This is a genomic window from Streptomyces sp. NPDC002306, from assembly GCF_053593435.1.
This window is the reverse complement of record NZ_JBSFCK010000012.1, coordinates 127,791-150,978: the sequence shown is the minus strand read 5'-3', so window position 1 is coordinate 150,978 and position 23,188 is coordinate 127,791. Positions and strand designations below refer to the sequence as shown.

Here is a 23,188-nt window from a genome sequence, read left to right as displayed (position 1 = left end):
GCCGAACTACTGCCCGACGCGTCCCGGCTGGAGGACCTTGGTGAACAGCACGCTGCCGTCCTGCTCGCGCAGCCGTACCGTCAGCTCCCCGCTGCCGCCGTCGATGTCGACCTCGCCGAAGAACTGGTAGCCGCCGGCCGGTGAGACGTTCGACGCGGTCGGCGCCTTCACGAACACCCGCTCGGGGCCGAAGGTGCCGTCCAGCGCGCTGGACGGGAAGGCACCGGCGTTGAGCGGGCCCGAGACGAACTCCCAGAACGGCTCGAAGTCGGCGAACGCCGCCCGGGCCGGCTGGTAGTGCTGGGCCGACGTGTGGTGCACGTCCGCCGTCAGCCACACGGTGCCGGTGATCCGCCGGTGCTTGATGTACCGCAGCAGTTCGGCGATCTGCAGCTCACGGCCCAGCGGGGCGCCCGGGTCGCCCTGCGCCACCGCTTCGATGTTCGGCCTGCCCTCGGTGGTGTCGGGCACGACCAGGCCCAGGGGCATGTCGGCGGCGATGACCTTCCACACCGCGCGGGAGCGCGACAGCTCGCGCTTGAGCCATTCGAGCTGTTCACGGCCGAGGATGCCCTGCGGGTCCGTGGTCTGGTCGTCGGGGGAGTTGGCGTTGCGGTACGTCCGCATGTCCAGCACGAACACGTCGAGCAGGGGGCCGTGCCGCACGACCCGGTGGACGCGGCCCTCCCGCGCGCCCGGCCGCAGCGTCGAGATGGGGAAGTACTCGCTGAACGCCCGCCGGGCGCGCACCGCCAGCGCGTCCACGCTCTTCTCGGTGTACCGGGTGTCCGTGTCCGCGATCACCTCGCCCGGGTACCAGTTGTTGCGCACCTCGTGGTCGTCCCACTGGATGACCGACGGCACCTGGGCGTTGAACCGCCGCAGGTTCTCGTCGAGCAGGTTGTAGCGGAAGTTGCCGCGGAACTCGGCCAGGGTCTCGGCGACCTTGGCCTTCTCCTCGGTGGTGATGTTGCGCCAGGTGCCGCCGTCGGGCAGCGCCTGGGTCGCCGAGAGGGGACCATCGGCGTAGATGTTGTCGCCGCTGCACAGGAAGAAGTCCGGATCGAGCTCGGCCATCGCGTCGTAGATGCGGTAGCCGCCGATGTCGGGGTTGATGCCCCAGCCCTGTCCCGCCAGGTCACCGGACCACAGGAAGCGCACTCCGTGCCGTCGGCCGGCCGGCACCGTGCGGAAGGTGCCGGTCACCGGCTCGCCGGTGCGGCGCGGGTCGTCGGGGTCGGCGAGCAGGACGCGGTAGTGGATCTGCTCGCCCGTCGGCAGCCCATGCAGGCGGGTGGTGCCGGTGAAGTCGGTGTGCGCGCCCAGCAGCGGCCCGTGCCAGGTGTGAGGGTTGCGGAACGACTCGGTCGCGGACGTCTGGACGATCATCCGGGCCGGACGGTCGGAACGGACCCACACCAGCCCGGAGTCGGACGTCACGTCTCCCGTCTGCACGCCCCAGCCCGCCCGAGGGCGTCCCGACAGGGCGAACGCCGGCGCGGCGCCGAGTCCGGCGGGCACGGTCAGGGCGGCCGACGCGGCCAGCGAGCCGCGCAGCACGCTGCGGCGGCCGGGGAACGATCGGTATGACATGACAGTGCCTCCAGGGACGGGAACCGGCTGGTGTGCGATGCCACACCTACTGGTGCGCCGCAGCGCACACGGAAACCACAAGTGAACAACTGGACGCGCGGCCAAGGGATTTGGAGAGGGCAGCGCTCGCTGTCGAGGGCGTGCCGCAGTCGAGGGCACCCTGTTGTCGAGGGCGTGCGGACGTCGGGGCCGTGCCGTCGTCGGGAGGCGTGCCGCGGCCCGACGCCGACGGGCCGCCCCGGACCATGGACCGGCCGAGCGTCGCGCAGGGGGTCAGGCTGTGGACGCCTCAGCCAACTGCCGTATCCCGCCTCGTATCCGCGCGGGTGGGAGGTGCGCGTACCCCAGGGCCAGCCGCACACCCCGGCGGGCCTCACCCTCGTGGGCTCCGGCACGCGCGTGCGCGCAGTCCGTCAGCGGGCGTACGGAGACACCGGCCGGGGCCACGCGCGCGAGGAGCCGCTCCTGGGGTCCGTACCGGTCAGCGACAGGTCCGGGGTGCCGGGCACGAAGTCGGCACCGGTGCCGTGGGCAGTGCGCTGGTCGGCGTCGGAGTCGCGGTGGGTTCGGGCGCGTGGCGCTTTGGCGGGCGTGGGCCGGCGGATCCCGTCCGCGGGTCAGCGGCTCCCGTCGAGGATGACGCGCGCGACCAGTGCCGGGTCGTCGTTCATCGGGCAGTGTCCGCAGCCGGGCAGCCGCACCAGCCGGGCCCGGGGGATGATCTGCTTGGCGCGCACACCCTGCCGGCGCACGAGCAGTCGGTCCCTGGTACCCCAGGCCACGGTGACGGGGACCCCGGGGACATCGTCGGTGAACCGCACGTCGATCCCGGACCGGAGGGTGGCGTCGAAGCCCGGGGCGTTCACCAGCGCGAGCGTCTCGGCCACCACGGCCTCGGGTGAACGGCGGCCCGGGCGGGCGTAGATCGTGCTCGTCAGGGCCGTGCGGCCGGCGGCCGTGCCGGCCAGCCGCTCGACCAGCGGCAGCGGCAGCCGCCGCGCGATCTGCCGCATGGCGAGCAGGACACCGAAGGCGTAGCGCCGCTCGGTCTGCGACCAGAATCCGGCGGGGGAGAGGGCCGTGACGGACCGTACGAGCTTCTCGCGTCCCAGGTCGAGGGCGAGCAGGCCCCCCAGGGAATTGCCCGCGACATGCGGGCGGTTCAGCTCCAGCGCCGCACAGAAGGCACCGAACACCCTGCTCGTCGTGGCGAGGTCGTAGGAGAGGCCGTCCGGCAGCGCCGGGGACGCGCCGAAGCCGGGCAGGTCCACGGCGATCACGTCCCGTTCGGTGGCGAGGATGTCCACCACGGGGTCCCAGGCCTGCCGGTGGTGACCTATGCCGTGCAGCAGGAGCAGCGGTTCGCCGCTGCCCACGCGCGCGTAGGACACGGTCACGCGCTGCGGGCCCCGAGGGGAGGGGACCTCGAAGGAGACGGTGGCGGGCATGGGGGTGCTCCTCGTCTGGGACTCGCCGAAAGACGTCGTAGACAGCTTGTCAGCACTTGCTACCGACGGGTAGCCCCCGGTCGTCGCTCAGGTCGTCGCTCAGGTCGTCGCTCAGGTCGTCGCTCAGGTCGTCGCTGAGGCCGGGCTCTCGGCTCCCGTCGTGCCGTGGAGCTTTGCCGGGATGTCACGAATGTGGCCCCGCGCGAACGCTCCGTGAACGCTCTGCGGCAACGCGCCCGGACGCGCCTGTGAGGCGCCCACAGGTACGAGGATTGGTATTGACCAAGGGTGGGGGCCGCCTTATGGTCGCAGAGAAGTGCAACAACCTTTAATAAACAAGGGCGCTAAAACGCCGCCGGAACACGGCGATTGCGGAGGACAGGGTGGGGACCACGCAGTTGGAACCGGTGTCGGAACCGAAGTATTGGCACCTCAGGACCGTGCTCAGTGAGGCACTGGACTCAGAGTTCTCCGTGGGCGAGATCCTGCCCAACGAGCGCGACCTCGCGGCCCGCTTCGGAGTCGCCCGCGCCACGCTCCGGCAGGCCCTGGAACAGCTCGAACTGGAAGGCCGTCTGCAACGCCGCCGGGGCGTGGGGACGACCGTCGCCCCGCCGCGCGTGGGCGTGGCCGTCGGTGCCCGGCAGCACGCCTGGCCCGGCGCGGCTGACGACGCCTGGCAGCCCGTGGACTCCGCCCTGCTGATCCCGCCCGCGGCCGTGGCCGACGCCTTGGAGACCGGCCGGGACGAGGCCGTGCACACGGTGCGCCGCTCCCGCATGAGCCACGGCCAGCCCGTCGGCGCCGAACTGCTCTACATCCCGCGGTCCTCGGTGCCCGACCTGTCCGCCATCGACGCCCCGTCCGGCACCGCCAGCGCGCGTGCCGTACTGCGGGAACTCCAGCGCCGGGAACTGGACGGCCAGGACAACGCGGTGGAGCTGGGCTCGGCTCGCGCCGAGGACGCCAAGGAGCTCGACCGGCTGCCCGGGGCTCCCGTCCTCGTCGTCACCACCCGCTTCCTCAGCGAGGGCACCACCGCCGCGCTCTCGGTGGCCACCTACCGTGCCGACACCTGCCGGCTCACCTTCGGCGCCTCGGGCGGCGTAGAGATACACCACGGACCGGAGCGGCAGGCCTCCTGACCGACCCGCCGTTCGCGCCCCGGAACTCCACCGGGGCGCGAGTCGTTCCACCGGCAGCACCGAAGACCGCGCCCGCACTCCGGTGACGGCCCGTCAACGGCGCGCGGTCACCGTGCCGTCCACCGCGAACAGCTGCTCCTCCACATGGTCGAGGGCCAGCCGCAGCGCACCCGTCGCCACGGCCGCCTCGCCGAGGAGGGACAGCGTCACCTTCGGCGGCCGCAGACAGTAGCGCGCCAGCTCGCGGCGCAGCGGCTCCAGCACCCCGTCCAGTCCGGCCGCCCAGCCGCCGATGACCACCAGTTCCGGATCGAGCGCCAGCGCGAGCGCCGCGACATCGTGCAGGAGCCGCTGGAGGAAGCGGTCGACGGCCGCCAACGCCCGCTGATCGCCCTCGCGTGCCTGCGCGAAGACCTTGGCGACCGCCCGCTCGTCCAGCGGGTGCAGCGGCTCGTCCGTGGTCGACAACAACGTCTCAGGGGTGACCTCCCGGCCCAGCAGGTGCAGCGCGCCGATCTCACCGGCCGCCCCGCCGTACCCCCGGTGCAGCCGGCCGCCGATCAGCGCACCGGCCCCCGGGCTGAGCCCGGCCAGCACGAACACGACGTCGTCCGACCCGGTGGCGGCACCCTTCCAGTGCTCGGCGACGGCCGCGGCGTTCGCGTCGTTCTCGACCAGCACCGGGCACTTGAAGGAACGGCTCAGCCGTTCGCCGAGGCGCAGCCCGGTCCACTCGGGCAGCGCGGTGCCCAGCCGCACGGTGCCGTCCGCCTCGACGATCCCGGGCGTCGCGACCCCCACCGCGCGCAGCGAATGGCGTGGCACCCCGGCCCGCCGCAGCAGCTCGGCCACCGCCGTGCGCAGCCGCTCCAGGCGCTCGTCCGCGGGGGCCGTCTCCTCGACGTCCTTCGCCTGGGCGCCGATCACCCGGCCGTCGAGACCGGAGAGCAGCGCGGCGACCCGGTGCGAGCCGATCTCCAGGCCCAGCAGATGACCGGCCTCCGCACGGAACCGGAACCGGCGCGCGGGCCGTCCCTGACGCCGCGTCGCACCCTCCTCGGCGGCCTTCTCGACGACCAGACCGGCGTCGATGAGATCCTCGACGACACCCTCGACCGTCGGCCGGGACAGCCCGGTCACCCGGGTGATCTCCGTCAGCGTCGCGCAGTCCGTGGCACGCAGCGCGTGCAGCACCACCGCGGAATTGATCCTTCGCAGCAGCGAGGGATCCCCGCCGGTCAGCCGCCCCAACGTCCGTCCTCCCAGCTCGTGCGCGTGTTGGCCGGATCGTACTCGGCGCCGGGGACCCCGGCGAGCTCCGGGCACCCCGGATCTGTGCGTTCAGCTCGGCGCCACGCGTCCCGACCCGTACGCGACGATCACCGCCCGCGTCCGGTCCCGCGCCCCCGGCTCGGCCAGAACACCACTGACGTGCGACTTCACCGTCTCGACGCCGACCGTCCGGCGGGCGATGCCGGGCCGCGCCTCCGGTACGGCCCGCGGCCCCGCGCGTGCGGGAGTTCGTCGAGGAGGAGAACGGTGACCGCCATCCGCCCAGGGTAGATCAACGCGGCGACACCTTTACATGCACCTGCCAGTCACCCCCGGCCTGGCCGAGGTTGTCGCCTACCTGCCGTCACGGCCTGACACACCGCCAATTGTCAGTGGTCGCGGCTTTACTGGAGTCATGGACATCGCACGATTCCTCGCCACGATCGACCTGCTGTGCGTCCGGGACTTCCCCGCGGCCCACGGCAGGACGGACGTCGGCACGGGCGGACCCGGCTATCTGACAGCCGAGTTGCAGACCAGCGACGACTTCTGGGAGGACGACGGCACGCGGCGCGAGGAGACGGGCACCCAGTACGAGTACGACCGGGACGGCCTCACCGAACGGCTCACCGCCCGGTGGGGAGCACCGGACCTCGTCAGCCTGGCGAGCATCCTCGTCCGGGCCGTGGACGACGAGGACATACCCGAGCCGTGGGCCACCCTCAGCGGCCATGTGCCGGACCTGCACCTGTGGCGGCCGCCGGGGGTGGAACGCTGGGTGGCCCTCGGCGTCTCGCAGTGGGACAAGGAGCTCGCGTTCCAACTCCTCGCCGTGGTCACGGAGGTGGACCCGCCATGACCTGGTGACGCCGACGCGGAGGTGCCCGGTCAGCCCCGCGCCGCCTCCCGCAGCCGGGCGAACTCGTCCGCCATGGTCGCCGCCGTCCAGTGGGCGTTGAGCCCGCTCGGATTGGGCAGCACCCACACGCGCGTGTCCCCGATCGTCCGCTCCTGCGGGCCGACCCCGGCCTTGCGGTCGTCGAACGCGGCCCGGTAGGCGGTGACGCCCACCACCGCCAGCGTGCGCGGCCGCAGCCGCGTCACCTTCGCGGCCAGCAGCCGGCCGCCCTCGCGGTACTCCTCGGCGCTCAGCTCGTCGGCCCGCGCCGTCGCCCGCGCCACCACGTTCGTGATGCCGAGCCCGTACGACGGCAGCTCGTCCTGCTCGCTCGGCAGCAGCAGCCTCGGCGTGAACCCGGACAGGTGAAGCACCGGCCAGAAGCGGTTGCCGGGACGGGCGAAGTGGTGGCCCGTCGCCGCGGTCATCAGCCCGGGGTTGATCCCGCAGAACAGCACCTGGAGGCCGTCCGCGACCACGTCGGGTACGAGGCGGTCGCGAGCGGCCTCCAGTTCCGCCCGGGTGAAGCGGGTCAGAGGATCGCTCCGGGGGTGTACCCCGCGGCCTCCGGACGCTGCTTCACGATCTCCTCGACACGGGCCACGACGGTGCTCACCTGGGCGGCCGCCGCGCCGGTGAAGGACAGCTTGTCCGCCATCAGCGCGTCGAGCCGCGCGCGGTCGAGCGGGATGCGCTCGTCGGCGGCGAGCTTGTCGAGGAGTTCGTTGCGCTCGGCGCCCCGCTCCCGCATCGCCAGCGCCGAGGCCACCGCGTTCTCCTTGATGGCCTCGTGCGCGACCTCCCGGCCGACACCGGCGCGCACGGCGCCCATCAGCACCTTGGTGGTGGCGAGGAACGGCAGGTAGCGGTCCAGTTCACGCGCGACGACCGCCGGGAACGCGCCGAACTCGTCGAGCACCGTCAGGAACGTCTCCAGCAGGCCGTCCAGCGCGAAGAACGCGTCCGGCAGCGCGACCCGGCGCACCACCGAGCAGGACACGTCGCCCTCGTTCCACTGGTCGCCCGCCAGCTCGCCGGTCATCGACGCGTAGCCGCGCAGGATCACCATCAGGCCGTTGACGCGCTCGCAGGAGCGGGTGTTCATCTTGTGCGGCATCGCGGACGAGCCGACCTGGCCCGGCTTGAAGCCCTCGGTCACCAGCTCGTGCCCGGCCATCAGCCGGATCGTCTTCGCCAGCGACGACGGCGCCGCCGCCAGCTGCACCAGCGCGGTGACGACCTCGTAGTCCAGCGAGCGCGGGTAGACCTGGCCGACCGAGGTGAAGGCCTGCGCGAAGCCGAGGTGCCCGGCGATCCGGTCCTCCAGCTCGGCGAGCTTCGCCGAGTCGCCGCCGAGCAGGTCCAGCATGTCCTGGGCGGTGCCGACCGGACCCTTGATGCCGCGCAGCGGATAGCGGCCGAGCAGCTCCTCGACCCGGCCGTACGCGACGAGGAGCTCGTCGGCGGCCGTCGCGAAGCGCTTGCCGAGGGTGGTGGCCTGGGCGGCCACGTTGTGCGAGCGACCGGCCATGACCAGCTCGCCGTACTCGCCCGCCAGCTTGCCCAGCCGGGCCAGGACGGCCACCGTGCGGTCGCGCACCAGCTCCAGCGAGAGCCGGATCTGGAGCTGCTCCACGTTCTCCGTGAGGTCGCGGGACGTCATGCCCTTGTGCACGTGCTCGTGCCCGGCGAGGTCGTTGAACTCCTCGATCCGGGCCTTCACGTCGTGCCGCGTGACCTTCTCACGCTCGGCGACGGAGGCCAGGTCGACGGTGTCGAGCACACGCTCGTAGTCGGCGATCGCCTCGTCCGGCACCTCGATCCCGAGGTCCTTCTGCGCCCGCAGCACGGCGAGCCAGAGCTGACGCTCCAGCTTCACCTTCTGCTCGGGCGACCAGAGCGTGGCGAGCTCGGCGGAGGCGTAGCGTCCGGCGAGGACGTTCGGGATGCGGGGCTTGGCGGGCGCTGAAGTCACGTGGACGAATTGTACTGGCGATTCATGCAGGCCAGCGCCACAGGGGTATTCGTCGGAAGCTACGAGAGCGCGTCGGCGAGCTCGGCGAGCACGTCCGCGTGGCAGGGCTGCGGAGCGCACCAGCAGGCCAGTGTCCTGCCGTGCAGCTCCACCACGCGGTCCAGCAGCTCGGGGCGTTCCAGCAGATACGCCCGGTACATCGTCATCACCTCGGTCCGCGATCCGTCCCGCTTCCTCGTCGCGGTGTCGTACGCGAACGGATTGCACAGCGGGTGCCGGGGCAGGTTCCAGCCGCCCAGCGTCCACCGGCGGCCGACGTAGACGACGTCCCCGGGGGCGTCCTCCAGCCGTGGGCCGAAGTCGTGGATACGCCCCCTGAGGTTGATCACCCGGGTGCTCACGGCGTTCTACGCCACCGGGTTCTCGTACGGCAGCAGCTCGGGGCGCTTGGCCGGGAGGCCGTCGCCGGAGGAGCGGCCCGTCAGACGGCGGCCTATCCACGGCAGCAGGTACTGCCGGGTGAACCGCGCGTCCGCCACCCGCCGGTCCACCCACCCGGGAGGGGCGGTGGCCGGGATCGGGGTCCGCCACTCGGCGTCCTCGGCCTCGTGGCCCAGCTGCTGCCACACCGCCTCCGCGACCCGGCGGTGCCCCTCGGCCGTGAGGTGCAGCCGGTCCACGTCCCACAGTCGCGGGTCGCCGAGCGAGGGCGCCCCGTACAGGTCGACCACGACCGCGCCGTGCCGCGCGGCGAGCTCGTCGACACAGTCGAACAGTTCTTCCATACGCGGCCGGAACCGCGCCAGGACCGGACCCTCCCGGCCGGGGCTGCGCATCAGCACGAGCTGCTTGCACGCCGGGGCGAGCTGTTCGACCGCCTCGGTCAGCAGGCCCCGGACCCGCCCCATGTCGCACTTGGGGCGCAGGGTGTCGTTGAGGCCGCCGACCAGGGTGATGACATCGGCGCCCATCGCGGCGGCGACGGGCACCTGCTCGTCCACGATCTGGCCGATCAGCTTGCCGCGCACCGCGAGGTTGGCGTACCGGAATCCGGGGGTCCGGGCGGCCATCCGGGCCGCGAGGAGGTCGGCCCAGCCTCGGTACGAGCCGTCGGACAGCCGGTCCGACATGCCCTCGGTGAAGGAGTCGCCGACCGCGACCAGGCTGGTGTACATGGGTGTGGAATTCGTCTGCATGGCGTCAGAGATGGTATCCCGCACCCATACCCGTCGGTCGGTCGGCCTCTCCTCGATCTCGGCTCCGCCCCTTCGGCGGCCCCTGCGCGGCGCCCCCGCGCCCCCGCGGGCCGCTCCGTGAGCGTCCGCTCAGGTCCGCTGTCCGAACAGCTCCCGCAGCACGTCCTCCATGGTCACCAGGCCCGACAGCCGGCCGTCGTCACCGGTCACGGCGGCCAGATGTGTACGGCTGCCGCGCATCGCGGTGAGGACGTCGTCCAGCGGTGTGTTCTCCCGCACACGCGCGATGGGCCGTATGTCCCGCAGCTGGAACGGCATGTCCCGCGGCGAGGTGTCCAGGGCGTCCTTCACATGCAGGTAGCCGACGATCCGGCGGCCCTCGTCGACGACGGGGAAGCGGGAGAACCCCGACTCGGCCGCCAGTCCCTCCAGCTCCTCCGGAGTGACGCCCACGCGCGCGTAGACGACGCCCTCCAGCGGCAGGACGACGTCACGTACGGGCCGGCGGCCCAGCTCCAGGGCGTCGTTCAGGCGCTCCCGCGCGCGGTCGTCGATGAGGCCCGCCGCACCGGCGTCCCTGACGATCTGCGCGAGTTCGGCGTCCGAGAACGACGCCGCCACCTCGTCCTTGGTCTCGATCCGCAACAACTTCAGCAGGACGTTCGCGAAGGCGTTGATCGTGAAGATCACCGGGCGCAGCGCCCGGGACAGCGTGACCAGCGGCGGACCGAGCAGCAGGGCGCTGCGCACCGGCTCCGCCAGCGCGATGTTCTTGGGCACCATCTCGCCCAGGAGCATGTGCAGGTACGTCGCCAGGGTCAGGGCGATCACGAAGGACACCGCGTGTCCCGCGCCCGTCGGCACGCCCAGCGCGTGGAACACCGGCTCCAGCAGATGCGCGATCGCGGGCTCGGCGACCACACCGAGCACCAGGGTGCACAGGGTGATGCCGAGCTGCGCGGCCGCCATCAGCGCGGACACGTGTTCCAGGCCCCACAGCACACTCTTCGCCCGCCGGTCGCCCTGCTCGGCGTACGGCTCGATCTGGCTGCGGCGTACGGAGATCAGCGCGAACTCGGCCCCGACGAAGAAGGCGTTGACGATCAGGGTCGCGAAACCGATCAGCAGCTGCAACGCGGTCATCGGTCCGCCTCCTTCTCGTCCTTCGTATCCCTCTTCGTATCCCTCGCGCCCTTCGCGCCCTTTTCGTGTTTCCCGCCGTCGTCGGCGTCGCGCGGCGCGTGCAGCAGCACGCGCGCGGCCCGCCGCCCGGACGCGTCCACCACGTCCAGGCGCCAGCCGGCCACCTCGACGCCGTCACCCACCTCCGGTATGCGGCCGAGTTCGGCCGCGACGAGACCGGCCAGCGTCTCGTACGGCCCCTCGGGCACCCGCAGGCCCACGCGCGCGAGCTGGTCGGTGCGGGCGGCGCCGTCCGCCGAGTAGACGGCGCGGCCGTCCGCGTCGGTGCCGGCCGGGGCCAGGTCGGGGGTCTCGTGCGGATCGTGTTCGTCGCGGACCTCGCCGACGACCTCCTCGACGATGTCCTCCAGGGTCACGACACCCGCGGTGCCGCCGTACTCGTCGATCACGACGGCCATGGTGCGCTTGCCGCCCAGCCGGTCGAGGAGCCGGTCGACGGTCAGCGACTCCGGTACGAGCAGCGGCTCGCGCATGATCTCGGAGACGGGCACCCGGGGCCGGCGCTCCGCCGGCACGGTGAGCGCGTCCTTGATGTGCGCGATGCCGACCACCGCGTCCAGGCTGGTCCGGTACACCGGGAACCGGGACAGGCCGGTCGCCCGGGTGGCGTTCGCGATGTCCTCGCAGGTCGCCTGGACGTTGAGGGCGATGACCTGGACGCGGGGCGTCATCACGTTCTCCGCGCTCAGGTCGGCGAGGTTCAGGGTGCGGACGAACAGCTCGGCGGTGTCCGCCTCCAGGGCGCCCTGCCGGGCGGAGTGCCGGGCGAGGGCCGCGAGCTCCTGGGGGCCGCGCGCGGAGGCCAGCTCCTCGGCGGGCTCGATGCCGAAGCGGCGCACGATGCGGTTCGCCGTGTTGTTGAGGTGGGTGATGAAGGGCCGGAAGGCGGCGCTGAACCAGCGCTGCGCGTTGCCCACGTGTCTGGCGACGGCCAGCGGGGAGGAGATCGCCCAGTTCTTGGGGACCAGCTCGCCGACGACCATCAGGACCACCGTGGACATGGCCGTGCCCAGGACCAGCGCGACCGAGCTCGCCGCCGCGGCCGAGACGCCGAGGGACTTCAGCGGGCCCGCGAGCAGTTTGGCGACCGACGGCTCGGCGAGCATGCCGACGACCAGGTTGGTGACCGTGATGCCGAGCTGCGCCCCGGAGAGCTCGAACGTCAGGTTCCGTACCGCCTTCAGGGCACCTGCCGCGCCGCGCTCGCCGCGCTCCACGGCGCGTTCCAGTTCGCTGCGCTCGACCGTGGTGAGCGAGAACTCGGCGGCGACGAAGGCACCACAGGCGACGGCGAGCAGGATCGCCAGCAGCAGGAGGAGCACTTCGGTCATCAGGTCACCTCCGTCCCATGATCCGGCAGGGCAGGGAGGATCGCGCGATGTCGCGTACTGGGAGGCTCGCCCATGGGCGGACGCTCACACCTTTCATCGATGTCGTCGGACGACCGGTTCATCGCAGAACCGGAGTGTTCCCCAATGGTAAAGGACGGGCAAAGAAACCTCTGGGGCCGGGGAGGCGTTCAGTCGGTGAGCGGCTTCACCCAGCGCCGCCATTGTTCCTGGGGCGTGTACCCCGCCGCCCGCCAGGCATGGTGCGCGGTCTCGTTCCCGGTCAGCACCATCGCGTCGGCACGGCGTCCGCCGAGTCGCGCGAACCGCTCGTCGGCGGCGGCCAGCAGTGCCGCGCCGATGCCCTGCCGCCGTCGCCGCGGATGCACCGCGAGCCGGTACAGATGGCAGCGCCAGCCGTCGAAGCCCGCGATCACCGTGCCGACCAGCTCGCCGTTTTGCTCGGCGAGGATCAGCGCCTCGGGGTCGCGGGTCACCAGCCGTTCCACGCCGTCCCGGTCGTCGCTGATGCTCGTGCCCTCGGCGGCCGTCGCCCAGAAGCCCAGCACGGCGTCGACGTCGTCGGGCGCCGCGGCCCGTATCCGCAGGTCGGTCATACGCTGATCGCATCACGGGGGACGGTACGGGGCGCGAGATTCCACCATCCGGACACCTGGACGAGTGCCTCAGAACCGGCCCGCGCCGGCCGGCCACCTCCGGAGGGGGCCCGTCCGGACCGGTGCCGCTGAATCCGGATCGGGTCCGCGGTCGGGGACGGCGGGCTCGGTTCGGACGGGCTCGGTCCGCTACGCGGGGCAGGGGGGCCTCGTAAAGGGGCCTGGTCCGGGGATGCCGGCCGATCCCGGGACCCCGGCCTGGCGATCCCCCGTGCCCGGCGATTCCCGGACCCGGCCCCGGGATCGCCAGGCGCACCGCCCGTCCGTCCGTCTCACTCGTGGGCGATGGCCGTCAGCACGTTCATCCGGGAGGCGCGCAGGGCCGGCAGCAGTGCCGCCACCACGCCGACCACCGCTGAGCCGATCATGACCCCGACGATGGTGCCCCACGGGATCGTGAGCACCTTCATGCCCTGCAACGCCAGCACCTGCTGGGTACACACACCCCACACCAGCCCCAGCGCGAGGCCCAGCACCGCGCCGAACACCGCGATCACCACCGACTCCAGCCGGATCATCCGGCGCAGCTGCCGCCGGCCCAGGCCGATGGCGCGCAGCAGCCCGATCTCGCGGGTGCGCTCGACCACCGACAGGGCGAGGGTGTTGACCACGCCGAGGACCGCGATCACGATCGCGAGCCCGAGGAGCGCGTACACGAGGTAGAGGAGTACGGAGATCTGGTCGTGGACCAGCTTCTTGTAGTCGGCCTGGTCGCGGACCTGCACCTGCGGATACGGGTCGAGCGCCTTCTCCAGCACGGGGCGCAGCCGGTCGGCGTCGGTGCCGGACGCCGCGTTCACGTACAGCGAGGAGTCCTGGCCGCCGGGGACGTACTTCTCGACCGTGCCGATGCCGAGGAACAGCCCGCCCTGGGTGCCGAACCCGCCGGCCGACTCCTGGTCGGTGAGGGCGGCGACCTTCAGTTCGGTCGTACGGCCGCCCGGGAACTCCACCGGGAGCACGCTGCCGACCCGTACGCCGTGATCCTTGGCGAAGCCCGCTTCCATGCCGACGCTGCCGTCCGCGAGCGCGGCCGCCGAGTCGCCCTCGGTGTACGTCACATGGGCGACGTCGTCCACCCGGGCGTCGTAGCCCGCCGCGGTCGTCTCGACCCGCTTGCCGTCCGGCAGCCGTAGCGCGAGCGGCGCGAACCGCTGCCGTACGACGAGCCCGACGCCCTCGGTGCCGCGGACCTTGTCCGTGACCTCCTGCGAGAACGGCACGAAGTTGCTGTTCTGGATCACGAAGTCGGCGCCCAGCGTCCTGTCGATCTGCTGGTCGAAGGAGCTGGACATGGAGGCACTGGCCACCGACATCCCGCCGACCAGCGCGAGGCCCACCATCAGCGCGGACGCCGTGGCGCCCGTACGGCGGGGATTGCGCAGTGCGTTGCGCTGGCTCATCCGGCCGATGGACCCGAACAAAGCGGGGAAGGCGCCGCCGAGCACCCGGATCACCGGACGCACCAGCAGCGGGCCCGCGATCACGGTCGCGAGGAGGGTGAGTACGACGCCGAGGCCCAGCAGGGAGGCCGCCGAGGCCGTCTTGCCGGCCGTCGCGCAGCCCACCAGCGCGGCCACGCCGGCCGCTCCGACGATGGAGCCCACCACCGCGCGCACCTTCAGCGGCCGGCCCACCCCGGCGATGTCGGCGTCCGCGAGGGCCGCCATCGGCGACACCCGCGCCGCGCGCCGGGCGGGGAGGTAGGCGGCCACGAAGGTGACGCCGACGCCGACGACGTACGCCGCCACGGGGGTGGCCCAGCCGACCACCATCTCCGTCGTCTTCAGGTTCATGCCGAACGCGCTCATGAGCTTGATCAGGCCGGCCGCGAGCCCGATCCCGGCCGCCAGCCCCAGCGTCGAGCCCACCAGCCCGAGCAGTACCGCCTCGGTCAGCACGGACCGGCGCACCTGGCGCCGGTCGGCACCGAGCGCGCGCAGCAGGCCCAGCTCGCGGGTGCGCTGGGCGATCAGCATCGAGAAGGTGTTGACGATCAGGAAGACCCCGACCAGCACGGCGATCCCGGCGAAGCCGAGCATGACGTACTTGATGACGTCCAGGAACCCGCCGAGGTCGGCGGCGGCCGACTTGGCCTGCTCGTCGGCGGTGCGCACCTCGTAGGCGCCGGTGCCGACCGCGGAACCGATCCGGCGCTTGAGCTCGGCGTCGCTCACGCCCGGCGCCGCGTCCACCGAGATGCCCGTCGCACGGTCCGCGGAGCCCAGCAGCTGGTCGGCTGCGGTCTCCGGGTCGAGGAAGACCAGCGCCGCGCCCGGGTTGGTGGTGGTGAAGGTGGCGATGCCGACGATCTCGACCTTGAAGCTGCCGGGCTGCGCCATCACGGTCAGCGTGTCGCCGATCTTCACGTGCTTCTTGGCGGCGGTGTCCGCGTCCAGGAGGGCCTCGGCCGCGCCGTGCGGGGCGTGGCCCGAGGTGAGCTTCACCGGACTGCGGTCGGTGAGGTACCAGTCGCTCGCGATGGTGGGCGCGCCCGTGGTCGGTCCCACCGACTTGTTGCCGCTGTCGACGACCGTGATGTTCTCGACGCCCACGTCCGAGTGGGCCGACGCGACGCCGTCGACCCCGGCCACCTGGTCCGCCAGGGACGCGGGCAGCGTCTGGACCGCGCCCGTCGGCACGGCCGACTTGAGGTCCTGCTTCGGCTCGATCGTCACGTCGGCCGAGGTGGACGCGAACAGCCGGTCGAACGTACGGGTGACCGTGTCGGAGAAGATCAGGCTGCCCGCGACGAACGCGACGGACAGCACGATCGCCAGCGCGGACAGCAGCAGCCGCCCCTTGTGCGCGAGGAAGCTGCGCAGTGTCGCCTTGAGCACCGGTCAGTTCTCCTTGCCGGGGTTCTGGGGGACCGCTCCGGTGAACAGGCGCATGCGTTCGAGCACGGCCTCCGCCGACGGCCGTTCCATCTCGTCCACGATCCTGCCGTCCGCGAGGAACAGGACCAGATCGGAGTGGGCGGCGGCGCCGGGGTCGTGGGTGACCATGACGACCGTCTGGCCGAGGTTGTCGACGGCCTCGCGCAGGAAGCCGAGCACTTCGAGCCCCGCGCGGGAGTCGAGGTTGCCGGTCGGCTCGTCGGCGAAGATCAGTTCGGGGCGGGAGGCCAGCGCGCGGGCACAGGCGACACGCTGCTGCTGGCCGCCGGAGAGCTGGGACGGCCGGTGCCCGAGCCGGTCGCGCAGGCCGAGGGTGTCGATGACCTGGTCCAGCCACTTCTGGTCGGGCTTCTGGCCCGCGATGTCCATGGGCAGGGTGATGTTCTCGGCCGCGCTCAGCGTCGGGATGAGGTTGAACGACTGGAACATGAAGCCGATCCGGTCCCGGCGCAGCCGGGTCAGCTCGCGGTCCCTCAACCCCGTTATCTCGGTGTCGCCGAGCCACACTTGTCCGGCCGAGACGGTGTCGAGCCCGGCGAGGCAGTGCATCATCGTGGACTTCCCGGAGCCCGAGGGCCCCATGACCGCGGTGAAACGGCCGCGCGCGATGTCGACGTCGACCGAGTCCAGGGCGAGCACCGCCGTCTCGCCCGAGCCGTACGCCTTGGTCAGACCGCGGGCGCGGGCCGCGATCCCGTCGGCCGATGCCCGGCCGGGGGCGTGCTCCGCAGCAGGTGTGGACAAGGCTCCTCCTCGCTCGCATGGACGTACCGACTCGTCGTCCCGGCCGAGACTAGTGTGACCGGCCGCACACCCGGTATCCCCCCTGGGGTCGAGGCCCTCTCCGCCCCAGGTCGGGCCCCCGATACCGGTGTAAGGGGCACTCTCCACCCGGTGGAGGAGACGGAAACGTTCCTGCGGTGGCCCTTGCCGCTACTAGCGTTCCGGCGCTAGCGTCGAGGTATGGCGAAGACCCAGCTGAACGTACGCGTCGACGAGGGCACCGCCCGCGCGGCCCGTGAACGCGCCCTGGCCCGTGGCATGAGCGTCAACCGCTACATCGAGGAACTCGTCCGGCAGGACGCCGGGGAGGCGGGCCACACCTTCGTGGAGGCCGCCGCCGACTTCATGAAGCAGTACGAGACCGTGTTCGCCGAGGAGTTCGGTGTGGACGGCGGGAAGCCCCGCGAAGGCCGCGGCTGATCCGTTGAACAACGTCCGGATCGACCTGGCCTGGCTCCTCATGCTCGCCGAACAGAAGACACCGGGCGATCCCCAGGTCACCGACTGGGGAGCCCTCGTCGCCGCCGTCGCCCGCCACCAGGCCGACATATTCGACGTCCCCGTGTACGACACCCCGTACGCGCGGGGCGCGGCGCTGCTCCAAGTCCTCATCCACGTGCCGGCGCTGGAGCGCTCCAACGCCCTGTTCGCCTCGGCGGTCGCCTACGGCTACCTCATCGCCAGCGGCCTCAAGGTCGTCACCTCGCCCGAGCAGGTCCGCGACCTGGCCCGGCTGGTGAAGAGCGGCGAGGCCTCGGTCGACGACATCGCGCGCGAACTGCGGCAATGGAGCCTATGAAGCGCCCGGTCCGGCGGCCGCGGCGGGGCGCCACGCGGTGCCCAGCACACAGGACGAGGTGGGCAGCCGGGGCCCCTTCTCCGGCAGCGACAGGCGCCGGTGGGGGCCGAGTTCGAACCCGGCGGCACGCACCGCGGCGACCGGGTCCCGGGACAGGTGGCAGCCGCCGTTCAAGGTCGGCCACACCGTGCGGTCCAGCGCCTGCTGGACGGTGGCCATCGCCCGGTCACCGGCCCGGCCGTGCTCGAAGTACCGCAGTTGGCCACCGGGCCGCAGCACCCGCCGGGCCTCGGCGAGGGCGCGCGGCACCTCGCGCACGCTGCACAGCACCAGACAGAGCACGACCGCGTCGAACGCCTCGCTCTTGACGGGCAGCGCCTCCGCCGCGCCCGGGACGACGTCCACGGGGACCTCGCAGCGCAGGGCCGCCTCCACCGCCGCCCGCCGCAGCAGACGTTCGGGCTCGATCGCGACGACCTCGGCGACCGTACGCGGGTAGCGGGCGAAGTTCAGGCCGTTGCCCGCGCCGATCTCGATCACGCGCCCCGACAACCCGGCCAGCAGTCGGTCGCGTACGCCGCCCACGCCGAACCTGGTCTCGGCGACGACGCTCAACCGGGCGTAGCGGCGGGCGAACAGCGGATGGTGGACGGCATCCCGAGCCACCTTGTCGGAGCGGACGACGGACCGTGCGGGCATGGCGACCTCCCGGACCGGACGGGACCTTACGGTGAGTGTCCCCCGCGAGGCCGCGCCGCACCCGCATCGGCGCCCGGGGCCGCCACCCGCTCGGCCCTACCGGCCCCGGCCCCGGACGGCCTACGCGACGAAGTCCCGCACCAGCGAACCGGCTCCCAGCACCGGGCCCGAACCCGAGCGCGAGCCCGAACTCGGCGCCGGACCCGAACCCGAGCCCGGCGCCGGACCCGGACAAGATCGCGGCCGCAAGCCGTCGTCCCCCCGGGCGGCTACAGCGCCTCCCGCTCCCCGAACGCCGCCGCGTCCCACGTCCCGTCCAGGAGTGGCGCCAGCCAACTCGGCGCGGCGGCGCGGAAGTCGGCCGGTGTGAACGCGCCCGCGCCGGCGGGGAGCGCCCCGAGAAGCGGCGCTCCGGCGACGACCGGCAGATCCGCCACATTGCAACGTGACGCGAGGTCGGGGGAGTTCGGCCAGCTGCCGATCACCACACCCAGCATCTCGATCTCCCGGGCGCGCAGTTCACGTGCCGTGAGCTCGGTGGTGTTGAGCGTGCCCAGGCCCGCCGACGCCACCACCAGCACCGGCGCCCGCAGCAGGCGGGCCGCGTCCGCCAGCGTCCCGCCGTCCGCGTCGAACCGCACGAGCAGTCCGCCCGCGCCCTCGACCAGCACCAGGTCGTGTTCCGTGGCCAGTTTTTGCGCCGCGTCGGCCACGTCGTGCGGACGCACCGGCGTCCGCCCGGCCCGCCGCGCCGCCGTCCCCGGCGCCAACGGCTCCGGATAGCGGGCGAGTTCGGTCGCCGTCACCGCGCCGGCCAGCCGCGCCACCTCGTCGGCGTCGCCCGGCTCGTCCGGCCGTACCCCCGTCTGCGCGGCCTTCAGCACGGCCACCGAGCGGCCGGCCGCGACCGCGGCGGCGGCGACCGCCGCCGTCGTCACGGTCTTGCCGACCTCCGTGCCCGTGCCCGTGATCACCAGTACCGGCATGTCATCCCTCCCGCGCCGCGGCGCACACCGCGCGTGCGATCCGGGCCACGTCCGCGTCTCCCGTGACGTACGGCGGCATCGTGTACACCAGGTCGCGGAACGGCCGCAGCCACACGCCCTCGCGCACCGCGGCCCGGGTGGCCGCCGCCATGTCCACCGGATGGTCGAGCTGGACGACCCCGATGGCACCGAGGACCCGCACGTCCTTCACCCCCGGCAGCGTGGAGACCGGCTCCAGGCCCTCCCGCAGCCCCGTCTCGATCCGCTTGACCTCGGCCCGCCAGTCCTGGCCGAGCAGCAGGTCGATCGAGGCGCAGGCCACGGCCGCCGCCAGCGGGTTGCCCATGAACGTGGGACCGTGCGCGAGCACCGGCACCTCGCCGCGCGAGATGCCCTCGGCCACCCGCGCGGTGCACAGCGTCGCCGCCATGGTCAGATAGCCGCCGGTGAGCGCCTTGCCCACGCACATCACGTCCGGGGACACCGCCGCGTGCTCCGCAGCGAACAGGGCTCCCGTACGGCCGAACCCGGTCGCGATCTCGTCGAACACCAGCAGCACGTCGTGCGCGTCGCACGCCTCGCGCAGCACCCGCAGATACGCGGGGGAGTGGAAGCGCATCCCGCCGGCGCCCTGCACCACCGGCTCGACGACCACCGCGGCCAGTTCTCCCGCGTGGGCCTCGATCGCCGCGCGCAACCGGTCGGCGTACGACTCGTCGTACTCGGCCGGCGGGGCGTCCGTGAACACCTGGCGCGGCAGCACCCCGGTCCACAGCTCGTGCATCCCGCCCTCCGGGTCGCACACGGACATCGGCTGCCAGGTGTCGCCGTGGTAACCGCCGCGCCAGGTCAGCAGCCGGTGTTTCTCGGGACGGCCCAGCGAACGCCAGTACTGGAGGCACATCTTGACCGCGACCTCGACCGACACCGACCCGGAGTCGGCGAGGAACACATGCTCCAGACCGGCCGGGGTGATGTCGACCAGGAGCTTCGCCAGCCGCACGGCGGGCTCGTGGGTGAGCCCGCCGAACATCACATGGCTCATGCGTGACAGCTGCTCGTGCGCGGCCGCGTTGAGCACCGGGTGGTTGTAGCCGTGGATGGCGGACCACCAGGACGCCATGCCGTCGACCAGTTCGCCCGAGCCGTCCGCCAGGGTCAGCCGCACCCCGTTCGCCGAGGCCACGACGAGCGGCTCCGTACGGCCCGGCATCGGGCCGTACGGATGCCACACGTGGCGCCGGTCGAGGTCGAGCAGTTCGGGCACGCTCAGGCCGGGCATGGACAGGGCGGGCTTCGCCAGGCCGGCCATCGGCAGGTCAGGCATTGGGCGCGAGGTCCGTACCGGTGCCCCGGCGGCGTACCGCGACGAGGTCCGGACGCGGCTCGTTGACCGGCGCGGGGACGGTGGCACCGCCACCGCCGTCGGCCTGTCCGGAGCCGGTGGCACCGCAGCCGCCCTCGGCCCGTCCGGAGCCGCAGGCGCCCTCGCCCGGTGCCGAGCCGGCGGAGCCGCAGACGCCGGCTCCCTCGTGCTCGTGGCAGCCGCCCGCCCGGTGCTCGGGCAGCGTCACCTGGTCGGCGCCCTCCACCTCGAAGCCGGCGTCCGCGATCATGTCCAGGTCGGCCTTGCCCGCCTGGCCCTCACTGGTGAGGTAGTCCCCGAGGAAGATCGAGTTGGCCAGGTGCAGGGCGAGCGGCTGCATCGAACGGAGATGGACCTCGCGGCCGCCCGCGATGCGCACCTCGACGTCCGGGCAGACGAACCGCACCATCGCCAGGATCCGCAGACAGCGCTGCGGGGTGAGGTTCCACTCCTTGGCCAGCGGTGTGCCCTCGAACGGGATCAGGAAGTTCACCGGAACGGAGTCGGGGTCGAGCTCGCGGAGCGAGAAGACCACGTCGACCAGGTCCTCGTCGCTCTCGCCCATACCGGCGATCAGCCCCGAGCAGGCCGACAGCCCCGCCGCGTGCGCCTTGTGCACGGTGTCGACCCGGTCGGCGTACGTGTGCGTCGTCGTGATGTCCGCGTACGTGCCCTCGGACGTGTTGAGATTGTGGTTGTACGCGTCCGCGCCGGCCGCGCGCAGCCGCTCCGCCTGACCGTCGGAGAGCAGGCCGAGGCAGGCGCACACCTCGACGCCCTCGTTCTGGTCCTTGATCGCCTTGATGGTGTCGGTGACGCGGTCCACGTCCCGGTCGGTCGGGCCGCGGCCGCTGGCCACCAGGCAGACCCGCTTGGCGCCCCCGGCCAGACCGGCCGCCGCGGCCTGGGACGCCTCGTCCGGCTTGATCCAGGTGTACTTGAGGATCTCGGCCTTGGAGCCGAGCCGCTGGGAGCAGTAGGAACAGTCCTCGGGGCACAGTCCGGACTTCAGGTTGACGAGATAGTTGAGCTTCACCCGTCGGCCGAACCACTGCCGGCGCACCTTGCCGGCCGCGGCCACCACATCGAGCAGATCGTCGTCGGCGGTGGCGAGTACGGCGAGTGCTTCCTCGCGGCTCGGCAGCTCGCGCCGAAGCCCCTTGTCCACCAGCGTGTTCAGCAGGTCCATGAGAGCCGATCCTGTCGTAAGGACGTGCTTCGGGCCAAGGAGAGTTCGTACAACAGAGGCACTTCGTGGTGTGTGGATTGCCACATCCTGGCCCGCTGATCATCCCGCTAGTGTCTGTCCACTGCCTACAAAATCCCCGGAGGACCCATGGCGTTCGGCTGGATCGACGAGCAGGCGGAACTCCGCCGTCGCGCCGGGCTCGTACGGACCCTGCGCCCGCGCCCCGCCGACACGACGCTCCTCGACCTCGCGAGCAACGACTACCTGGGCCTGGCCCACCATCCCGAGGTCGCCGAGGGTGCCGCGCGCGCGGCCCGGACCTGGGGCGGCGGCGCCACCGGGTCCCGGCTCGTCACCGGCACCACCGAACTGCACACCGAGCTCGAACGGGAACTCGCCGCGTTCTGCGGCTTCGAGGCGGCGCTCGTCTTCTCCTCCGGCTACGCGGCCAACCTCGCGGCGGTCACCGCGCTGGCTCCGCACGGTTCACTGATCGTCTCCGACGCGGGCAACCACGCCTCGCTGATCGACGGCTGCCGGCTGGCCCGCGGCACCGCGCAGGTCGTCGCGCACGCCGAACCGGACGCCGTGCGCAAGGCGCTCCAGTCGCACGACGGGCCCGCCGTCGTCGTCTCCGACACGGTCTTCTCGGTCGACGGCGACGCCGCCCCGCTGGCCGCGCTCGCCCTGGCCTGCCGTGCCCACGGCGCCGGGCTGGTCGTCGACGACGCGCACGGGCTCGGGGTGCTGGGCGACGGCGGCCGCGGAGCGCCGTACGCGGGGGGACTCGCGGGCGCGGACGACGTCGTCGCGACGGTCACCCTGTCCAAGTCGCTGGGCAGCCAGGGCGGCGCCGTGCTCGGGCCCGCGCGGGTGATCGACCATCTGGTCAACTCGGCCAGGACGTTCATCTTCGACACGGGCCTGGCCCCCGCGGCGACGGGCGCCGCCCTGGCGGCCCTGCGGCTGCTGCGCCGCGAACCGGAGCGGGCGGCCCGCGCCCGCGCGGTGGCCGGCGAGCTGCACGCCCGCCTGACCGCCATGGGTCTGGAGGCGGTACGGCCGGACGCCGCGGTCGTCTCCGTACGGGCGCCGTCCCCGGAAGCGGCCCTGCGCTGGGCGGCCGACTGCCGGACGGCGGGTGTCGTGGTGGGGTGCTTCCGGCCGCCGTCCGTGCCCGACGGCATCTCGCGGCTGCGGGTGACCGCCCGCGCGGACCTCACCGAGGACCGGATCGCCCACGCGGTACGGGTGATCGGCGAGACACGACCATGAGTCGGCGTGACACGGCCGTGTGTCGCACGATGCGTCACCTCTCCGCCGCCGACCGTCCGGCGAGGGAAGCTGATTGGCGCTGATCAGAGCGGATCAGAATCGATCAGAGTGGACCGGAACTGGGCGGAGTGGACCGGAATCGACGGGCAGGAACCGGAGCCGACGGGCAGGAACCGGTACCGGCGGACGGGGCCGGCGTCAGCGGACAGGGCCGGGCCGGTATCAGTGGAACGCGGCCGTGAATTCCGCCCAGCTCTCGGGGGAGAAGAGCAGCGCGGGTCCGGCCGGATCCTTGGAGTCGCGCACGGCGAGCAGCCCGGCCCACGGCCCTGAGGCCGGCCGGGCCGTCTCGACGCAGTTGTTCGCTCCTGTGCTGTAGCTGCTGCGCAGCCACCGCACGTCGTGCGGATGAGTAGCGGAAGGTACGTTCCGAGGCAGTGCAGTCATGGTGCCTCC

Annotated in this window: 22 protein-coding genes; 5 read left to right on the top strand and 17 right to left on the bottom strand. The window is 72.6% G+C overall.

Features of this window, described 5'->3' with window-relative positions; genetic code table 11:
* Window positions 1-6: 6 nt before the first annotated feature.
* Together ACWCQK_RS24035 and ACWCQK_RS24030 are read right to left on the bottom strand one after the other, a co-directional pair.
* Window positions 7-1,593: an alkaline phosphatase D family protein gene (locus ACWCQK_RS24035; RefSeq protein ID WP_451158070.1), complete on the bottom strand. Its 1,587-nt coding sequence runs from the start codon at window positions 1,591-1,593 to the stop codon at window positions 7-9.
* 617 nt (window positions 1,594-2,210) lie between these two features.
* Window positions 2,211-3,041 carry an alpha/beta fold hydrolase gene (locus ACWCQK_RS24030; RefSeq protein WP_451158068.1) on the bottom strand — a complete coding sequence of 277 codons (831 nt, stop codon included), beginning with the start codon at window positions 3,039-3,041 and terminating at the stop codon, window positions 2,211-2,213.
* A gap of 383 nt (window positions 3,042-3,424) precedes the next feature.
* Between ACWCQK_RS24030 and ACWCQK_RS24025 the strand changes: the two genes are divergently transcribed.
* Window positions 3,425-4,186, top strand: coding sequence for a GntR family transcriptional regulator (locus ACWCQK_RS24025; RefSeq protein ID WP_451158066.1), 762 nt, complete (start codon window positions 3,425-3,427; stop codon window positions 4,184-4,186).
* A gap of 93 nt (window positions 4,187-4,279) precedes the next feature.
* Here ACWCQK_RS24025 and ACWCQK_RS24020 read toward each other — a convergent pair whose 3' ends face one another.
* Entirely contained in the window at window positions 4,280-5,437 is a 1,158-nt protein-coding gene (locus ACWCQK_RS24020) for an ROK family transcriptional regulator (RefSeq protein WP_451158064.1), read from the bottom strand.
* A 436-nt stretch (window positions 5,438-5,873) separates the two neighbouring features.
* Between ACWCQK_RS24020 and ACWCQK_RS24015 the strand changes: the two genes are divergently transcribed.
* Window positions 5,874-6,317: a hypothetical protein gene (locus tag ACWCQK_RS24015; protein ID WP_451158062.1), complete on the top strand. Its 444-nt coding sequence runs from the start codon at window positions 5,874-5,876 to the stop codon at window positions 6,315-6,317.
* 29 nt (window positions 6,318-6,346) lie between these two features.
* On the opposite strand, the gene mug is transcribed toward ACWCQK_RS24015, so the two are convergent.
* The 9 genes from mug to ACWCQK_RS23970 form a co-directional block, all read right to left on the bottom strand.
* Window positions 6,347-6,892: a G/U mismatch-specific DNA glycosylase gene (gene mug / locus ACWCQK_RS24010; RefSeq protein WP_451158227.1), complete on the bottom strand. Its 546-nt coding sequence runs from the start codon at window positions 6,890-6,892 to the stop codon at window positions 6,347-6,349.
* Window positions 6,889-8,331 (bottom strand): adenylosuccinate lyase, encoded by a 1,443-nt coding sequence (gene purB, locus ACWCQK_RS24005; RefSeq protein WP_451158060.1) that lies wholly within the window; start codon window positions 8,329-8,331, stop codon window positions 6,889-6,891. The genes mug and purB overlap by 4 nt, the downstream gene beginning before the upstream one ends.
* A gap of 59 nt (window positions 8,332-8,390) precedes the next feature.
* Window positions 8,391-8,732: a DUF4326 domain-containing protein gene (locus ACWCQK_RS24000; protein WP_451158058.1), complete on the bottom strand. Its 342-nt coding sequence runs from the start codon at window positions 8,730-8,732 to the stop codon at window positions 8,391-8,393.
* A gap of 6 nt (window positions 8,733-8,738) precedes the next feature.
* Entirely contained in the window at window positions 8,739-9,527 is a 789-nt protein-coding gene (locus tag ACWCQK_RS23995; protein WP_451158056.1) for an SGNH/GDSL hydrolase family protein, read from the bottom strand.
* Between the two features lie 129 nt (window positions 9,528-9,656).
* Window positions 9,657-10,670 (bottom strand): hemolysin family protein, encoded by a 1,014-nt coding sequence (locus ACWCQK_RS23990; protein ID WP_451158054.1) that lies wholly within the window; start codon window positions 10,668-10,670, stop codon window positions 9,657-9,659.
* Entirely contained in the window at window positions 10,667-12,061 is a 1,395-nt protein-coding gene (locus ACWCQK_RS23985; protein WP_451158052.1) for a hemolysin family protein, read from the bottom strand. The genes ACWCQK_RS23990 and ACWCQK_RS23985 overlap by 4 nt, the downstream gene beginning before the upstream one ends.
* 188 nt (window positions 12,062-12,249) lie before the next feature.
* The gene (locus tag ACWCQK_RS23980; protein WP_451158050.1) at window positions 12,250-12,675 is read right to left on the bottom strand and encodes a GNAT family N-acetyltransferase; all 426 of its coding nucleotides are present in this window, start codon (window positions 12,673-12,675) and stop codon (window positions 12,250-12,252) included.
* Between the two features lie 332 nt (window positions 12,676-13,007).
* Window positions 13,008-15,575 carry an ABC transporter permease gene (locus ACWCQK_RS23975; RefSeq protein ID WP_451158048.1) on the bottom strand — a complete coding sequence of 856 codons (2,568 nt, stop codon included), beginning with the start codon at window positions 15,573-15,575 and terminating at the stop codon, window positions 13,008-13,010.
* A 3-nt stretch (window positions 15,576-15,578) separates the two neighbouring features.
* Window positions 15,579-16,379, bottom strand: coding sequence for an ABC transporter ATP-binding protein (locus tag ACWCQK_RS23970; protein WP_451158046.1), 801 nt, complete (start codon window positions 16,377-16,379; stop codon window positions 15,579-15,581).
* 219 nt (window positions 16,380-16,598) lie between these two features.
* Here ACWCQK_RS23970 and ACWCQK_RS23965 point away from each other — a divergent pair, with 219 nt between their 5' ends.
* Together ACWCQK_RS23965 and ACWCQK_RS23960 are read left to right on the top strand one after the other, a co-directional pair.
* Complete coding sequence (locus ACWCQK_RS23965; protein WP_451158044.1) at window positions 16,599-16,838, top strand: toxin-antitoxin system HicB family antitoxin; 240 nt, start codon at window positions 16,599-16,601, stop codon at window positions 16,836-16,838.
* Window positions 16,839-16,842: 4 nt separating this feature from the next.
* Window positions 16,843-17,217 (top strand): fic family toxin-antitoxin system, toxin component, encoded by a 375-nt coding sequence (locus tag ACWCQK_RS23960; protein ID WP_451158042.1) that lies wholly within the window; start codon window positions 16,843-16,845, stop codon window positions 17,215-17,217.
* Here the strand turns inward: ACWCQK_RS23960 and ACWCQK_RS23955 are convergent.
* The 4 genes from ACWCQK_RS23955 to bioB all read right to left on the bottom strand — a co-directional run bounded on the left by ACWCQK_RS23955 (window position 17,212) and on the right by bioB (window position 21,457).
* Window positions 17,212-17,916 carry a class I SAM-dependent methyltransferase gene (locus tag ACWCQK_RS23955; protein WP_451158040.1) on the bottom strand — a complete coding sequence of 235 codons (705 nt, stop codon included), beginning with the start codon at window positions 17,914-17,916 and terminating at the stop codon, window positions 17,212-17,214. The genes ACWCQK_RS23960 and ACWCQK_RS23955 overlap by 6 nt on opposite strands.
* A gap of 269 nt (window positions 17,917-18,185) precedes the next feature.
* Window positions 18,186-18,902 carry a dethiobiotin synthase gene (gene bioD, locus ACWCQK_RS23950; protein ID WP_451158038.1) on the bottom strand — a complete coding sequence of 239 codons (717 nt, stop codon included), beginning with the start codon at window positions 18,900-18,902 and terminating at the stop codon, window positions 18,186-18,188.
* 1 nt (window position 18,903) lies between these two features.
* Window positions 18,904-20,184, bottom strand: coding sequence for an adenosylmethionine--8-amino-7-oxononanoate transaminase (locus tag ACWCQK_RS23945; protein ID WP_451158225.1), 1,281 nt, complete (start codon window positions 20,182-20,184; stop codon window positions 18,904-18,906).
* Between the two features lie 37 nt (window positions 20,185-20,221).
* Window positions 20,222-21,457 (bottom strand): biotin synthase BioB, encoded by a 1,236-nt coding sequence (gene bioB / locus ACWCQK_RS23940; RefSeq protein WP_451158036.1) that lies wholly within the window; start codon window positions 21,455-21,457, stop codon window positions 20,222-20,224.
* A 147-nt stretch (window positions 21,458-21,604) separates the two neighbouring features.
* Between bioB and ACWCQK_RS23935 the strand changes: the two genes are divergently transcribed.
* Window positions 21,605-22,732, top strand: a complete 1,128-nt coding sequence (locus tag ACWCQK_RS23935) for an 8-amino-7-oxononanoate synthase (protein WP_451158034.1) — start codon at window positions 21,605-21,607, stop codon at window positions 22,730-22,732.
* A gap of 222 nt (window positions 22,733-22,954) precedes the next feature.
* Here the strand turns inward: ACWCQK_RS23935 and ACWCQK_RS23930 are convergent, their stop codons facing one another.
* Window positions 22,955-23,179: a DUF397 domain-containing protein gene (locus ACWCQK_RS23930; protein ID WP_451158032.1), complete on the bottom strand. Its 225-nt coding sequence runs from the start codon at window positions 23,177-23,179 to the stop codon at window positions 22,955-22,957.
* Window positions 23,180-23,188: the final 9 nt, after the last annotated feature.